This is a genomic window from Actinomadura sp. J1-007, assembly GCF_009793335.1.
Classification (GTDB): domain Bacteria; phylum Actinomycetota; class Actinomycetes; order Streptosporangiales; family Streptosporangiaceae; genus Spirillospora; species Spirillospora yumaensis.
Genome location: NZ_WING01000003.1, coordinates 1,171,714 through 1,188,871, shown reverse-complemented (window position 1 = coordinate 1,188,871; position 17,158 = coordinate 1,171,714). Strand labels below are relative to the sequence as shown.

Genomic DNA, 17,158 nt, shown 5'->3' with positions numbered 1-17,158 from the left:
GGTGACTCCGCATGGCGACCGAAGAACGGCTGGTTGAGTACCTCAAGCGCGTCACCGCCGACCTGCACGACACGCGCCTGCGCCTGCGCCGGATGGAGGAGCGCTCCGAGGAGCCCGTGGCCGTGGTGGGCATGGCCTGCCGGTTCCCCGGCGGCGTGGACTCGCCGGAGTCCCTGTGGGACCTGGTCGCCGCGGGCGCCGACGCGATCGGCGACTTCCCGGACGACCGGGGCTGGGACCTCGACGGCCTGTACCACCCCGACCCCGACCACCCCGGTACGACGTACACGCGCAAGGGCGGCTTCGTCGACGACGCCGACCGGTTCGACGCGGCGTTCTTCGGGATCAGCCCGCGCGAGGCGATGGCGACCAGCCCGCAGCAGCGGCTCCTGCTGGAGACGTCCTGGGAGGCGTTCGAACGGGCGGGCATCGACCCCGTCTCGCTGCGCGGCACCCGGACCGGCGTCTACGCGGGGACGGCGACCACGGGCGCGGCGGCGCACGGCGGCTCGTCCCGCAAGGAGGCGGAGGGGTACGCGGGGAACGCCCCGAGCCTGCTGTCCGGCCGCGTCGCGTACACGTTCGGGCTGGAAGGGCCGGCGGTCACGATCGAGACGGCGTGCTCGTCGGCACTGGTCGCGATGCACTTGGCGGGGCAGGCCCTGCGCCAGGGCGAATGCACCCTCGCCTTAGCGGGCGGCGTGACGGTGATGGCGACGCCAGAGGTGTTCACGGGCTTCTCCCGGCAGCGCGGCCTGTCGCCCGACGGCCGCTGCAAGGCGTTCTCCGCGGCGGCCGACGGCACCGGATGGGGCGAGGGCGTCGGCGTCGTCGTGCTGGAACGACTGTCGGACGCGCGCCGCAACGGCCACCGCGTCCTCGCGGTCATCCGCGGCTCCGCCGTCAACCAGGACGGCGCGAGCAACGGATTCACCGCCCCGAACGGCCCGTCCCAGCAGCGCGTGATCCGCCAGGCCCTCACGCAGGGACGGCTGTCGGCCGCCGAGGTGGACGCGGTCGAGGCGCACGGGACCGGCACGGCCCTCGGCGACCCCATCGAGGCGGACGCGCTCATCGCCGCCTACGGCCGCAACCGCCCGCCCGAACGTCCCCTGTGGCTCGGCTCGGTCAAATCGAACATCGGCCACACCCAGGGCGCGGCCGGCGTCGCGGGCGTCATCAAAATGATCATGGCGATGCGGCGCGGCGTACTCCCCGCCTCCCTGCACATCGACCAGCCGACGCCCCACGTCGAATGGGGCGACGGCGCGGTACGCCTCCTCACCGAACCCGTTCCCTGGCCGGACACCGACCGCCCGCGCCGCGCGGGCGTGTCGTCGTTCGGCATCTCCGGCACGAACGCCCACCTGATCCTGGAACAGGCCCCCGAACCCGTCGAGGCGCCCGAGCCGGAGCCAGAGTCGGGGGCGGTGGTGCCGTGGGTGCTGTCGGGGCGAAGTGAAGAGGCGTTGCGTGGCCAGGCTGCCGCGTTGGCCGCTCGGATGGACGGTTCGGAGGGTTGGGCACCCGTCGATGTGGGTTGGTCGTTGGCGACGACGCGTTCGGTATTCGAGCACCGCGCCGTGGTCGTGGGCTCGGAACGCGACGAACTGCTGGACGGCTTGAAGGCGCTGGCAACGGGAGAAATGCATCCCGGACTCGTCGGCCCCGGACTCGCCGCCCACCCCGACGCCTCCGCCCCCGTTTTCGTTTTTCCGGGTCAGGGTTCGCAGTGGGCCGGTATGGGCGCGGAGCTGCTGGATTCCTCGCCGGTGTTCGCGGAGCGTATTGCTGAGTGTGAGCGTGCGCTGGCTCCGTTCGTTGATTGGTCCCTGTCGGATGTGCTGCGTGGTGATGGCGCGGAGTTGGCGCGCGTTGATGTCGTTCAGCCGGTGCTGTGGGCGACGATGGTCTCTCTCGCTGCTGTGTGGGCGTCGTACGGTGTGGTTCCGTCCGCGGTGATCGGTCATTCGCAAGGGGAGATCGCCGCCGCGTGCGTCGCCGGCGCCCTGTCGCTGGAAGACGGCGCGCGGATCGTGGCGCTGCGGAGTCGCGCGTTGCGGCGGCTCGCCGGTGGCGGCGCGATGGCCTCGCTGGGCGTTGGTGTGGACGCCGCGCAGGAATTCCTGCCTGAGGGTGTTGCGGTGGCGGCGGTGAACGGACCGTCGTCCACGGTGGTGTCCGGCCCGCCCGAGCAGGTCACCGCAGCGGTGGCCCGTACCGAGGCTGCCGGGTATCGGGCGCGGCTCATCGACGTCGATTACGCCTCGCATGGGCCGCAAGTCGATGAGATCACCGACGAACTCCACCAAGTCCTCGCAGGCATCGAACCCGCACCGACAACAGAAGTGGCGTTCTATTCCACGGTCCGTGCCGCAGCGATCGACACCGCCACCCTGGACACCGGCTATTGGGTGACCAATCTCCGGGAACGCGTGCGGTTCGCCGACACCATCGACGCGCTTCTCGAAGACGGACACCGGATCTTCATCGAGGCCAGTCCCCATCCCGTCCTCACGGTCGGGATGGAGGAGACCTTTGAACAGGCCGGAACGGGGGCGGTGGCCGTACCGACGCTGCGCCGCGATCACGGTGGTCGGGAGCAGTTCGTACGCGTCGTCGGGCAGGCGTTCGTTGCCGGGGCGCACGCTGATTGGACGGCGTCGTTCGCGCAAGACCCTGCGCCGCGCACGGTGGACCTGCCGACTTACGCGTTCCAGCGGCAGCGGTTCTGGGCGGACGACGACCCCACCGTTCATTCCGGTGATCCGGCCGGGCTCGGGCTGGTGTCGGTCGGGCACCCGTTGCTGGGTGCCGCCGTGGACGTCGCGGACGAGGACACGCGTCTCCTGACCGGGCGCCTGTCGGCATCCGGCGGCGGTACCGGCTGGCTGAACGATCACCGGATAGGCGACACGGTGCTGGTTCCGGGCGCGGCGCTGGTCGAGTGGGCGTTGCGGGCGGCGGACGACGTCGGGTGCGGGGGAGTGGAGGAGCTGGCGCTCCAGGCGCCGCTGGTCCTGCCCGCGTCCGGGAGCGTACGGGTGCAGGTGGTCGTGGGCGCGGCCGGCGAGGACGGACGGCGTGAGGTGCGCGTCCACTCCGTTCCCGATCTCGGCGGCGACGGGGCGTCCGAGGATGTGCGGTGGGAATGCCATGCCGTCGGCGTTCTCAGCCCGGAGCCGACGGCCACGCCGTCCAACGGGCAGAGCGATGACCTCGGTGGTGTGTGGCCTCCTGCGGGTGCGCAGCCGATCGACCTCGAAGGCTTCTACGAACGCGCCGCGGCCGCGGGCTACGGGTACGGTCCCGCCTTCCAAGGGGTACGGGCCGTGTGGCGCGACGGTTCGGATCTGCTGGCGCACGTCGAGTTGCCCGAGGACGCGGCGGACCCGGCCGGGTTCGGTGTCCATCCGGCCCTGCTGGACGCGGCGCTGCACCCCGCCTTGCTCGGCGGCAGCCCGGAAACCGACTCCGAAGCGGGCGTGCTGCTGCCGTTCGTTTGGAACGGGGTCGCGCTGTGGGCGGCCGAGGCGACCAGCGTCCGGGTCAGGCTCTCGCCGCGCCGTGACGGGGAGCGCGGAGTCCGGGTGGTGATGGCCGATGCCGTGGGCGCGCCCGTTCTGAGCGTTGACGAGGTCGTCATGCGTCCTGCGGACACCGAACGGCTCCGGGCCGCGGGTCGGCGGGGCGCGGGAAACCTGTTCGCCCTGGAATGGGCACCGCTTCCCGCGTCCACCCCGGACGCCGCCGCCGGTCGCGGCGTCGGCGAGGGCGAGTGGGCGGTCGTGGGGGCGGAGCCGGTGGCGACGGATCTCGTTCACCACCCGGACCTGGACGGGTTGGTGGCGGCGCTCGACGGCGGCGCTCCCGTTCCTCCGGTCGTGCTCGCGGCCGTGCCGTCCTCGCCGGACGCGCTGGACATGGTGACGGACACGTTGGCGCTGGTGCAGGCGTGGCTGGCCGAACCGCGGCTGGCCGACGCCCGGTTGGCGCTCGTGACGCGGGGCGCGGTAGCCGCGGGGACGGAGCCCGACCTCGGCGGCGCCGCCGTGTGGGGGCTCGTCCGCAGCGCCCAGACGGAGAACCCCGACCGCTTCGTTCTCGTGGACGTCGATGACCTGGACGACGCCGACGCTGACGCCAGCGCCAACGTTGACCGCGATGCCGCGTGCGGCGTCGCCGAGGCCGTGCGGCGTGCGGTGGAGGCGGATGAGCCGCAGGTCGCGGTGCGCGGCGGACGGCTCCTCGTCCCGCGCCTGGCACGGAACGACGACCTCGGCGAACCCTCCGATCAGAGCGGCGACGGTTCACCGCCGCTCGACCCCGAGGGCACGGTCCTGATCACCGGTGGGACGGGCATGGCGGGGTCGCTGGTCGCCGAGCATCTCGTCCGGGCGTGGGGCGTCAGGCGGCTGCTGCTCGCCGGCCGCCGCGGCCCGGACGCGCCGGGCGCGGCGGAACTGGCCGAACGCGTCCGCGAGCTGGGCGGCGAGGTGCGGTTCGCGGCGGCCGACGTGTCGGACGCGGGCGCGGTCGCAGACCTGGTCGCCGGTGTCGATCCGGCGCATCCGCTGACGGGTGTCGTGCACGCGGCCGGCGTCCTGGACGACGGGGTGATCACTTCGCAGTCTGCGGAGCGGCTGGCGGGGGTGTGGGCGGCCAAGGCCGCCGCCGCGTACAACCTGCACGTGGCGACGGCGGCCCTGCCGCTGGGCCTGTTCGTGCTGTTCTCCTCGGCGGCCGGGGTGGTCGGCAACGCCGGGCAGGCGGGTTACGCCGCGGCCAACGCGTTCGTGGACGCGCTCGCGGAACAACGCCGGACCGCGGGCCTGCCGGGGCTGTCGGTGGCGTGGGGCCTGTGGGAGCAGTCCAGCGCCATGACCGGGCACCTCGCCGAAGCGGACCACGCCCGCCTGGCCCGCTCGGGGTTCTCCGCCCTCCGCACCGAACGCGCGCTCGAACTCCTGGACGCCGCGTGCCGTGCGGAACGTTCACCGGTCGTGGCCGCGGGCATCGACGTGCGCGGCCGGTCGGCCGCCGAGGTCCCGGCCCTGCTGCGGGGCCTCGCCGGGCGGCCGGGCCGCCGAACCGCCGCCAGCGCCGAGGCCGGGACCGGGGTGGACGGCGCGCGAGGCCGCGAGCTGGCGGTGCGCCTCGCCCGGATGGACGAGCCCGAACGGCTCGACGCCGTGCTGGAGACGGTCCGGGGATGCGTCGCGGTCGTTCTCGGGTACGCCTCGCCCGCCGACGTGCGGACCGAGGCGCCGTTCAAGGAACTCGGCCTCGACTCGTTGACCGCCGTGGAACTCCGCAACCGCCTGTCGAGGACGACCGGGCTGAGGCTGCCGGCGACGCTGGTGTTCGACTACCCGACGCCGCGGGCGCTGGCCGACCACCTGTGCGCCAAGCTCGTCGGGGACGCCGCGGCGGCCACCGCGACCGCACCCGTGGCGACGGCCATGACGGACGAGCCGGTGGCGATCGTCGCGATGGCCTGCCGGTTCCCCGGCGGAGCCGCCTCACCGGAAGGACTGTGGGATCTCGTCGCGCGGGGCGTGGACGCGATGGCGGAGTTCCCGGAGGACCGCGGCTGGGATCTGGACGGCCTCTTCCACCCGGACCCCGACCACCCCGGCACCAGCTACGCCCGCGAAGGCGCGTTCCTGGACGACGCGGCCGGATTCGACGCGGGCTTCTTCGGGATCAATCCGCGTGAGGCGTTGGCGATGGATCCGCAGCAGCGTTTGTTGCTGGAGGTGTCGTGGGAGTTGTTGGAGCGTGCGGGGCTTGATCCGGTGTCGTTGAAGGGCAGTCGGACGGGTGTGTACGCGGGTGTGATGTATCACGACTACGCGTCCGGCCTGTCCGACAGCGGCGACGCCAAGCTGGAGGGCTACTCCATGCTGGCCAGCGCGGGCAGCGCGATCTGCGGCCGCGTCGCGTACACCCTGGGCCTTGAGGGCCCGGCGGTGACGGTGGACACGGCGTGCTCGTCGTCGTTGGTGGCGATGCACCTGGCCGCGCAGGCGCTACGCCAGGGCGAATGCTCGCTCGCGCTCGCGGGCGGCGTCACGGTCATGGCCACCCCAGAGGTCTTTACCGGCTTCTCCCGTCAGCGCGGCCTGGCTCCGGACGGCCGCTGCAAGCCGTTCGCCGCGGCAGCGGACGGAACGGGCTGGGGCGAAGGCGCCGGCCTGGTCCTGCTGGAGCGCCTCTCGGACGCCCGCCGTAACGGCCACGAGGTGTTGGCGGTGCTGCGGGGTTCGGCGGTCAATCAGGACGGCGCGAGTAATGGGCTGACCGCTCCGAATGGCCCCTCGCAGGAGCGTGTGATTCGTCAGGCGTTGGCGTCTGCGGGGTTGTCGTCGTCGGATGTGGATGCGGTGGAGGCGCATGGGACGGGGACGACGCTGGGTGATCCGATCGAGGCGGGCGCGTTGTTGGCGACGTATGGGCGGGGTCGTTCGGGTGGTCGGCCGTTGTGGTTGGGGTCGGTGAAGTCGAATATCGGTCATACGCAGGCGGCTGCTGGTGTGGCTGGTGTGATCAAGACGGTGATGGCGATGCGGAACGGTTCGCTTCCGGCGTCTCTGCATATCGATGAGCCGTCCCCGCACGTGGACTGGGAGTCGGGCGCGGTTCGGCTGTTGACCGAGCCGATGGAATGGCCGACCGATGATGACCGTCCGCGTCGGGCTGGGGTGTCGTCGTTCGGCGCTTCGGGAACGAATGCTCACCTCATCCTGGAACAAGCGCCCGAACCGAAGAACGAACCGGAGGACGAGTCGGCGCCCGCTTTGGACGGCGTTGTGGTGCCGTGGGTGCTGTCAGCACGCAGCGAAGAGGCGTTGCGCGGACAGGCCGCCGCGCTGGCGGCGCACGTGTCCGGCACCGATGACGCTCCCGCCGATGTGGGCTGGTCGCTGGTCACGTCCCGGTCCGTGTTCGACCATCGTGCAGTTGTGACCGGCACGGATCGGCAGGAACTGCTGAACGGCCTGGGCGTCCTGGCGAACGGCCACGAAAACCCGGAAGTGGTCCGTGCAGTCGCGAATTCCGCATCCGTCTCCGGAAGCACGGTATTTCTGTTCAGTGGGCAGGGGAGTCAGCGGGTTGGGATGGGGGCCGGGTTGTATGAGCGGTTCCCTGTGTTCGCGGGTGCGTTCGATGAGGTGTGCGCGCTACTGGAACCGCGCTTGGAGCATCCGTTGAAGGACGTGGTGTTCACCGGGATTCCGGAGCGAGATGGCCTGCTCGATCACACCACGTATGCGCAGGCGGGTTTGTTTGCGTTGCAGGTGGGTTTGGCGCGGTTGTTGGCGTCGTTGGGTGTGGTGCCTGACGCGGTTGTCGGGCATTCGGTGGGTGAGATCGCCGCCGCGCATGTGGCCGGAGTATTCGGTCTGGAGGACGCGTGCCGTTTGGTGGCGGCGCGTGCGACGTTGATGGGCGGGCTGCCGTCGGGTGGGGCCATGGCCGCCATTCAGGCGACCGCCGACGAACTCACCGACGACCTCGAACGCTTCGCCGGACGAGTCGCGGTCGCCGCGCTCAACACCCCGGACAGCACGGTCGTCTCCGGGCCCGCCGATGAGGTGGACCAGCTCGTCGGGGTCTGGACCGGCAGGGGTCGCAAGTCGAAGCGGCTCGCGGTCAGCCATGCGTTCCATTCGCCGCTGATGGACCCGATCCTGGACGAGTTCACCGACGCGATCAGCGATCTGACCTACCGGCGGCCGGACGTGCCGCTGATCAGCAACCTCACCGGGGAGCCCGCCGAACCCGAGCACATCGCGACGCCCGGCTACTGGGCGGACCACATCCGGCGGCCGGTGCGCTTCGCGCCCGCCATCGCCCACATCGCCCCCCAGGCGGCGACCTTCCTCGAACTCGGGCCCGACCCCGTACTCGCCACCGCCGCCCAGCACACCATCGGCGACGGGTCCGCCGACCGGCCGCAGCCGCTGGTCACGGCCACCCTCACGCAGAAGCGGTCCGACGAACGAGCCTTCGCGCACGCCCTCGCCCAACTCCACACCCACGGTGCGGACGTTGACTGGAAGGCCCTGTTCGACCTCGATCCCGATTCGCGCCGCCGGCCACGCAACGTGGCGCTGCCCACCTACGCGTTCCAGCACCGGCGGTTCTGGCTGGACGCGTTCAACGGGCGCGGCGGCGATCCGGCCGGACTGGGACTGGCCTCGGCGGATCATGCGCTGCTCGGAGCGGCGGTCGAGCTGGCCGACAGCGGCACCTGGCTACTGACCGGGCGGATCTCGGCGCGTTCGCATCGGTGGCTGGGCGAGCACGTCATGGCCGCGACCCCGCTGGCGCCGGGAGCGATGCTGGTGGAGTGGGCGCTCCACGCGGCCGACGCGGTGGGCTGCGGAGGCGTCGAGGAACTCATGCTGCAAGCACCGCTCGTACTGCCGGAGACGGGCGGCGTCCGCGTCCAGGTCGTGGTGGGGCCCGCCGACCCGGACGGACGGCGCGAACTCCAGATCTACTCGCGGCCCGACGAGAACGACGACGACGGCCGTGCGAACGCGGCGTGGGTCTGCCACGCGCAAGGCGTGCTGAGCCCCGCCGAACCCGCCCCCGGGCAGCTGAACGGGTCGCACGGGCCGGACGTGGTGGGCGGGGCATGGCCGCCGCCCGGCGCGCGGCCCGTCGCGATCGACGGCCTCTACGAACGGGCCGCGTCGGCGGGCTACGAGTACGGCCCGGCATTCCAAGGCGTTCGGGCCGTTTGGCAGCACGGCGCGGACGTATTGGCCGAGGTGGAACTGCCCGAGGCCGCCGGAGAGAAGAAGGGCTTCGGCATCCACCCGATCCTTCTGGACGCCGCTCTCCACCCGCTCCTGCTCAGCATGGACGACGCGGGGAGCGGTGCGGCCTGGCTGCCGTTCGCATGGAACGGAGTGACGCTGTGGGCGAGCGAGGCCGGAACGGTGCGCGTGCGGCTGACCCCGCAGGACGGAGCCGAGGGCGACCGCACCGTACGGGTCGCGATCGGTGACACGGTGGGCGCACCGGTCCTCACCGCGGACTCGGTCGTGATGCGCGAGGCCAGCACGGAACACCTCCGCGCGGCCGCCGGAACGAACCGGGACGGCAGCGACACCGACGGACTGTTCACCACACGCTGGACTCCGCTGGACACCGCCGCCACTGGTGACACCGGCAACGGCGACGACGGCGACGACGGCGCGTGGGCGTTCCTCGGCAGCGAGCACATGCGCCCGCAGCAGAACGGCGAGACCCGTCCCGAATGGCTGTGGCACGACGATCTGGCGGCGCTCGTAACGGCGATCGAGGCCGGCGCGCCGGTTCCGCCCGTCGTGTTCGCCGAGGTGTCAGCCGGTGCCGGAGACGGTGGCAACAGTGGTGAGAACGCCGCTGCGCGCGGGCTGGCCACGGCGCGGCGGACCCTGGCGCTGCTCCAGGACTGGCTCGCCGAACCGCACCTGGCCGACGCCCGCCTCGTTCTCGTCACCCGAGGCGCGGTCACCACCGGGGAACTGGACGGACCCGCCGCCGGCGGCGACGCCGAAGCGCCGATCGCCCTGAGCGACGCGGGCGTGTGGGGGCTGGTGCGCACCGCCCAGTCGGAGAACCCCGACCGCTTCGTCCTGCTCGACCTCGATTCCGGTACGGCGGACGCCACCGGCGACGGAGCCGTCCGCGCCGTGTGGGCGGCGATCGCGGCGGACGAACCGCAACTCGCGCTCCGTTCAGGACGCGCGTTCGTCCCCCGCCTGACGCGTACGGGCACCGACGACGGAACGCTGCGGCTACCGCAGCCGGAACGGGCCTGGCACCTGGACGCGGGAGGCACCGGCACCCTCGACGGCATCGCCGCCGTCCCCTGCCCGGACGTCCTCGAACCGCTGGCCGCCGGCCAGGTCCGCATCGAGGTACGTACGGCCGGGATCAACTTCCGCGACGTTCTCGTCAGCCTCGGCATGGCCCCGGGCCAGACCGGCCTGGGCAGCGAAGGCGCCGGAACCGTCGTTGAAGTCGGCCCGGGTGTCTCGGGCCTGTCGGTCGGTGATCGTGTGATGGGTCTGTTCGAGGGCGCGTTCGGCCCGGTGACCGTGGCGGACGAACGAATGGTGGTCCGTCTTCCGGATGGTTGGGATTTCCGTTCAGGTGCCGCTGTTCCGGTGGTGTTCTTGACGGCTTGGTACGGCTTGGTGGAACTGGCTGGGTTGAAGTCGGGTGAGTCGGTGTTGGTTCATGCGGCGACGGGTGGTGTGGGTTCGGCTGCGGTGCAGATCGCCCGCCATTTGGGTGCGGAGGTTTTCGCCACGGCCAGTCCCGGTAAGCACGCTGTTCTGGAGGCGATGGGTATCGACGCGGCCCATCGCGCCAGTTCCCGCGACTTGGAGTTCGAGCGGACGTTCCGCGCCGCGACCGGTGGTCGTGGTGTTGATGTGGTGCTCAATAGTTTGGCGGGGGAGTTCACCGATGCGTCGTTGAGGTTGGTGGCTGAGGGTGGTCGGTTCCTGGAGATGGGCAAGACCGACATCCGCGAACCCGAACACATCGCCGCAGAGCATCCAGCGGTCGGTTATCAGGTGTTCGATCTGGTGACGGACGCCGGGCCGGATCGAATCAGTGAAATGTTCCGAGCGTTGGCGGAGCTGTTCGCCGAAAAGGTATTGCGGCCTGCGCCGACTCAAGCATGGCCGCTGACCCGCGCCCGCGAAGCGCTGCGGGTGATGAGTCAGGCCAAGCACACCGGCAAACTCGTTCTGGACATCCCTCCGGCTCTGGACCCGGACGGCACGGTGCTGATCACCGGCGGCACGGGAACACTCGGCGGCCTGGTCGCCGAGCATCTGGTCCGTTCCGAGCAGGTCCGGTCGTTGGTGCTGGCCAGCCGCAGCGGCCCGGACGCCGCCGGAGCGGCGGAGTTGAAGGCCCGGCTGGAGGAACTGGGCGCGGAGGTACGGATCGTCGCGGCCGACGTGTCGGACGCCGACGCCGTGACCCGTCTGGTCGCGGAGGCGGACGCGGACACCGGACGTCCGCTCACCGGGATCGTGCACACGGCAGGGGTGATCGACGACGCGGTGCTCGCTTCGCAGACGCCTGAACGGCTGGCACGCGTGTGGGACGCCAAAGCCTCCGCCGCGCACCATCTGCACGCCGCCACCGAGCATCTTCGGCTCGGCGCGTTCGTCGTGTTCTCCTCGGCCGCGGGGACGTTCGGGAGCGCGGGACAGGCGAACTACGCCGCCGCCAACGCGTTCTGCGACGCGCTCGCCGCGCATCGCCACGCCAAGGGGCTGCCCGCGGTCTCGGTGGCGTGGGGGCTGTGGGAGGCCACCAGCGGAATGACCGGGGACCTGGCCGACACCGACGTGGCCCGGATGAGCCGCGCCGGGATCAGGCCCCTGAGCGCCCGGCACGGGCTCGCGCTGCTCGACGCCGCATCGCGGCACGGCGCGGCGAACCTGCTCGCCGCCGACCTCGACGTTCGCGCTCTCAACGGTGGATCCGCCGAGGCCGGGCAGGGGGCGGTGCCCGCCTTCCTGCGCGCACTCGCCGGGGGCGGCACCGCGACCCGCCGGACGGCCGCCAACGGGCAGGCCCCCGCCGACTTCGCCGCACGGCTCGCCGCGATGCCCCTGGAGGAACGGCAGCGCGTCCTGCTCGACCTGGTCCGGTCGCACGCGGCGGCGACGCTCGGGCACTCCGACGTGGGCGCCGTCCAGACGGACGCACCGTTCAAGGAACTGGGATTCGACTCGCTCACCGCCGTCGAACTGCGCAACAAACTGTCGGCGAGCACGGGCCTGCGGCTTCCCGCGACGTTCGTGTTCAGCCATCCGACCCCATCCGCCATCGCCACCGAACTGCACGACAAGCTCTGCCCGGACGCGCCGGAGCCCTCCGCGCCCGTCTTCGCCGAGCTGGAACGGCTTGAGGCGGCGATGGCCGGGCTGACGCTCGACGCCGAGACGCGCGGCGGGCTCGTCAAACGCATGCAGACCCTGATGTGGAGGCTGGGCGACGGCGCCGCGGAGGCCGAGCAGGCCACCGCGGACGAGGACCTCGACTCCGCCTCCGACGAAGAGATATTCGCGTTCATCGACAGGGAACTGTGAGTTCCGCCGGAAAGCGAGGACCGATGCCGGGCACGGAAGAGAAGCTGCGCCAGTACCTGAAGCGGGTGACAGTGGACCTCGGGCAGGCACGCCAGCGTCTGCGCGACGTGGAGGAACGGAACCAGGAGCCCATCGCCGTCGTCGCCATGGCGTGCCGCTACCCGGGCGGCGTGCGCGGACCCGAAGACCTCTGGGACCTGGTGGCCTCACGCGGCGACGGCATCACGGAGTTCCCCGACGATCGCGGCTGGGACCTCGACGGCCTCTACCACCCGGACCCCGACCACTCCGGCACCAGCTACGTCCGCGAGGGCGGGTTCCTCGACGACACCGACCGGTTCGACGCGGCGTTCTTCGGCATCAGCCCGCGTGAGGCGATGGCGATGGACCCGCAGCAGCGCATGCTGCTGGAGGTGTCCTGGGAGCTGTTCGAACGCGCGGGCATCGCGCCCGCCGCGTTGAAGGGCACCCCGACCGGCGTGTACGCGGGGATGTCCAGCCAGGACTACATGACCCGTACGCCCCGCATCCCCGAAGGGTTCGAGGGCTACGCCACCACCGGCAGCCTCACCAGCGTCATCTCCGGCCGCGTCGCCTACACGTTCGGGCTGGAGGGCCCGGCCGTGACGGTGGACACCGCCTGCTCGTCCTCCCTGGTCGCCATCCACCTCGCGTGCCAGGCCCTGCGGCAGGACGAGTGCACGCTCGCGCTGGCCGGCGGCGTCACCGCCCTCACCACCCCGACGGCGTTCGCCGAGTTCTCCCGCCAGCGCGGCCTCGCCCCGGACGGCCGCTGCAAAGCCTTCGCCGCCGCCGCCGACGGCACCGGGTTCTCCGAAGGCGTCGGGCTCGTCCTGCTGGAACGGCTGTCGGACGCACGCCGCAACGGACACCACATCCTCGCGGTGCTGCGCGGCTCCGCCGTCAACCAGGACGGGGCGAGCAACGGCCTCACCGCCCCCAACGACGCCTCGCAGGAACGCGTCATCCGCCAGGCCCTCGCCAACGCCCGCCTCGCCCCCGACCAGGTCGACGCGGTCGAGGCGCACGGCACCGGAACGACCCTCGGCGACCCCATCGAAGCGCAGGCGTTACAGGCGACGTACGGGAAGGACCGCCCGGCGGACCGCCCGCTCTGGCTCGGCTCGGTCAAGTCGAACATCGGCCACACCCAGGCCGCCGCGGGCGTCGCCGGCGTCATCAAGATGATCATGGCGATGCGGAACGGCGTCCTGCCCCCCTCGCTGCACATCGACGAGCCGACCTCGCATGTGGACTGGGACTCCGGCGCGGTGCGTCTTCTCACCGAGCCGGTGGAGTGGGTGTGGGGTGGGCGTCCGCGTCGTGCGGGTGTGTCGTCGTTCGGTATTTCGGGGACGAATGCGCATCTGATTGTGGAGCAGGCCCCCGAGTCCGAGGCTGAGGTCGAGGTGTTGGAAGGGGCTGCCGGTCCTGACACGGAGGTGGATGAGTCGGTGCCGGGTGGGGTGGTGCCGTGGGTGGTGTCGGCGCGGTCGGTGGCGGGGTTGCGGGATCAGGCGGCGGTGTTGTCGGCGCATCTGGCCGGGCGGGAGGTGTCGCCGGTGCGGGTGGGGTGGTCGCTGGCGGCCACGCGTTCGGTGTTCGAGCACCGCGCCGTCATCACCGCCCACCACCGCGAGGAGTTCCTGGAGGGGCTCGATGCGCTGGCCGCCGGAGGCCAGCACCCCGGTCTGATCACCTCGCCTGCTGGTGGAGCGGGTGGTGGTGGGGTGGTGTGGATGTTCAGTGGGCAGGGCAGTCAGCGGCCCGGGATGGGCGCGGGACTGTACGCACGGTTCCCGGTGTTCGCCGCCGCCTTCGACGAGATCTGCGGCCTGCTCGACCCGCACCTGCCGCACCCGCTCCGCGAGGTGGTGTTCAACCCCGACCCCCACCAAGACCAGCAGAGCGGGCTGCTGGATCACACCCTGTACACCCAGACCGCGCTGTTCGCCCTGCACATCTCCCTGGCCCGCCTGCTGCACCACCACGACCACACCCCCCACACCCTCATCGGACACTCCATCGGAGAAATCGCCGCCGCCCACATCGCCGGCATCCTCGACCTCCCCGACGCCTGCCACCTCATCACCGCACGCGCCACCCTCATGGCCCAACTCCCCACCGGCGGCACCATGACCGCCATCCAGGCGCGGGAGGACGAGCTCGCGGCCGAGGTCGAGGAGTCGGGCGGGACGGTCGCCATCGCCGCGCTCAACACGCCGGACAGCACGGTGATCTCCGGGCAGGCCGATGAGGTGGCGCGGATCGCCGCCGGGTGGGAGGAGCGGGGGCGCAAGACGAAGGCGCTGGCGGTCAGCCACGCGTTCCACTCGCCGTTGATGGACCCGATGCTGGACGAGTTCCGCGAGGCGATCGAGGGGTTGAGCTTCCGGGCGCCGTCCGTTCCGTTGATCAGCACCTTGACGGGGGAACTGGCGGGTGACGAGATCGCCAGCCCCGCGTACTGGGTGGATCAGGTGCGGCGGGCGGTGCGGTTCGCGCCCGCCGTTGCCCGCGCCGCCGAACGGGGCGGGGCGTTCCTCGAAATCGGGCCCGATCCCGTGCTGGCCACCGCCGCGCAGCACACGCTGTCGGAGCCGGCGTCCGGCCGGGAGCGGCCCGAGCCGCTCGTCACCGCCGTGCTCGACCGGCACCGTCCGGACGACGAGGCGTTCGTGCGCGCGCTCGCCGAGGTGCACACGCACGTGCGGAGCAGCGCGATCGGCTGGGCGCGGCTCTTCCCGGACGACCCGGCGCCTCGCGCGGTCGACCTTCCGACGTACGCGTTCCAGCGGCAGCGGTACTGGATGGCGGACGTGACGCCGCCGGAGTCCGCCGCCGGAGGGGACGCGTCCGAGGAGCGGTTCTGGGGCGCGGTCGAGCGCGGGGACCTGGAGGCGCTGTCCGACACGCTGCGGCTGCCGGACGGCGACGGGCAGCGGGCGTCGCTGGGCGAGATCCTGCCGGTGCTGTCCGGGTGGCGCAGGGAGCGCCGGGAGCGTTCCGCGGTGGACTCCTGGCGTTACCGGGTGACGTGGAAGCGGCTGACCGGCCTCGACGGCGGTACGCCGTCCGGGCCCTGGCTCGTCGTCGCGGCGGGCGGGGCCGACGGGTGGGCGGACGCCTGCGGGCGCGCCCTGGGCGAGGAGGCGCACCGCCTCGACGTGGACGGCGCCGTTGACAGGGAAGGGCTGGCCGAATGGCTGCGGTCCCGGTACGCCGACGGCGCGCCGCCCGCCGGTGTGCTGTCCCTCCTGGCCCTGCGGGACGGGCCGGAAACGGGTGCCGGAGGGGCGGCGGGCACGCTGGCCCTGCTCCAGGCGATGGTGGACACGGGGATCGGCGCGCCGCTGTGGTGCGCCACGCGCGGCGCGGTCTCGGTCGGCGACTCCGACCTGCTGGAGTCCCCTGCGCAGGCGCGGGTGTGGGGGCTCGGCCGGGTGGCCGCGCTGGAGCATCCCGACCTGTGGGGCGGGCTGGTGGACCTTCCGCCGGGTCCGGACGGGTTGGACGCCGCGCGGCTGCGCGCCGTTCTGACCGGGACGGCGGGGGAGGACCAGGTGGCGCTGCGCGCGAACGGCGCGTTCGGGTGCCGGGTGGTGCCGTCGCCCGCCGGGGACGGCGAACCGGGGCGGGAGTGGTCGCCCGAGGGGACCGTCCTCGTCACCGGCGGCCTCGGCGAGCCGGTCGCGCGCATCGCGAGGTGGCTCGCGGAGGGCGGCGCGGAACGCGTGGTCGTTCCGGACCCCGGCGGGACGGATGCGCCCGGTGCTGGAGAGTTGGCGGACGAGCTGTCCGGGCTCGGCGCCGAGCTGATCGTCGCGCGCTGCGGGCCGGACGACCCGGCGGCCGTGAAGGAGCTCGCCGGACGGCTGTCGGCGGCGGGCGCGCGGATCGGGATGATCGTGCACGCGCCCGCTCCGGCCGAGCCGGGCCCGCTGGCGGAGCTGGCGCCCGCCGCGCTGGAGGCGTTCCCGGCCGAGGACGTCGGCGCCTGGCGGCGCGTCGGGGAGCTGTGCGGGATGGAGCCGGACGAGCCGGCGGTGTGCTTCACGTCCGTCGCGGCGCTGTGGGGGAGCACGGGCCAGGGTGCGCACGCCGCCGCGGGCGCCCACCTCGACGCGCTCGCCGGGCCGGGCCGTCCCGAGGGCGTCGTGTCCGTCGCGTGGGGCGCGTGGGACGTGCCCGCCGACACGGACGAACGGGGCGCCCGCGGCGCGGACGGCCTGCGCAGGCAGGGCCTCCAGCCGCTCGACCCGAGGCTGGCGCTGACCGCGCTGGAACGCGTCCTCGGGAACGGCGACCGGCGGATCGCCGTCGCCGACGTCGCGTGGGACCGGTTCGCGCCGCTGTTCACGCTGGCGCGGCCGAGCCGCCTGTTCGAGGACGTCCCGGAGGCGCGGCGGGCGATCGAGGCCGCGCGGGGCCCCAGCGACGACGAGGCCGCGGACCGTACGGCGGAGCTGCGCAGGGAGCTGGCGGCCGTCACCGCGGACGAGCGGGCCGCCCGGCTGCTGGCGATGGTCCGCACGGACGCGGCGGCCGTGCTGCGGTACGAGGCGGCGGACGCCGTGGACCCGGACCTGCCGTTCAAGGACCTCGGGTTCGACTCGATCGCGGCGGTCGGCCTCCGGAACCGGCTGCGCGCCTCGACCGGCCTGCGGCTGCCCGCGACGGTCGGGTTCGACTACCCGACGCCGAGGGCGCTCGCCGGGTACCTGCTGGGGCGCGTCCTGCCGGAGGAGTCCGGGACCGGGCACGCCGCGTTCGGGCACGTCGAGGAGCTGGACGCGGCGCTCGCCGAGCTGCCGCTGGAGGACCCGCGCCGCGCCGGCCTGATGAACCGGATGCGGGCCCTGCTGTGGAAGTACGAGCCCGACAGCGCCGCGAGCGAGGCGGGGGACGGAGACGGCGAAGAGGACCTCGCCGCGGCGTCCGCCGACGACATGTTCGCGCTCATCGACCGCGAACTGGGCACCTGAACGCATGAGAAGGCCCCGGCCTCGCGCGGTGCG

At 72.6% G+C, this 17,158-nt stretch carries 2 protein-coding genes; both read left to right on the top strand.

Annotation, left to right across the window (positions count from 1 at the left end; genetic code table 11):
• The first annotated feature begins 11 nt into the window (after positions 1–11).
• The gene (locus GEV43_RS46550; protein WP_160826939.1) at positions 12–12,119 is read left to right on the top strand and encodes a type I polyketide synthase; all 12,108 of its coding nucleotides are present in this window, start codon (positions 12–14) and stop codon (positions 12,117–12,119) included.
• Positions 12,120–12,142: 23 nt separating this feature from the next.
• The gene (locus GEV43_RS46545) at positions 12,143–17,125 is read left to right on the top strand and encodes a type I polyketide synthase (RefSeq protein WP_160826938.1); all 4,983 of its coding nucleotides are present in this window, start codon (positions 12,143–12,145) and stop codon (positions 17,123–17,125) included.
• Positions 17,126–17,158 lie beyond the last annotated feature (33 nt).

What these genes read in the sequence shown, in the direction of transcription:
- GEV43_RS46545 (WP_160826938.1), top strand. Translation starts at nt 12,143, where the DNA reads ATGCCGGGCACGGAAGAGAAGCTGCGCCAGTACCTGAAGCGGGTGACA.
- GEV43_RS46550 (WP_160826939.1), top strand. Translation starts at nt 12, where the DNA reads ATGGCGACCGAAGAACGGCTGGTTGAGTACCTCAAGCGCGTCACCGCC.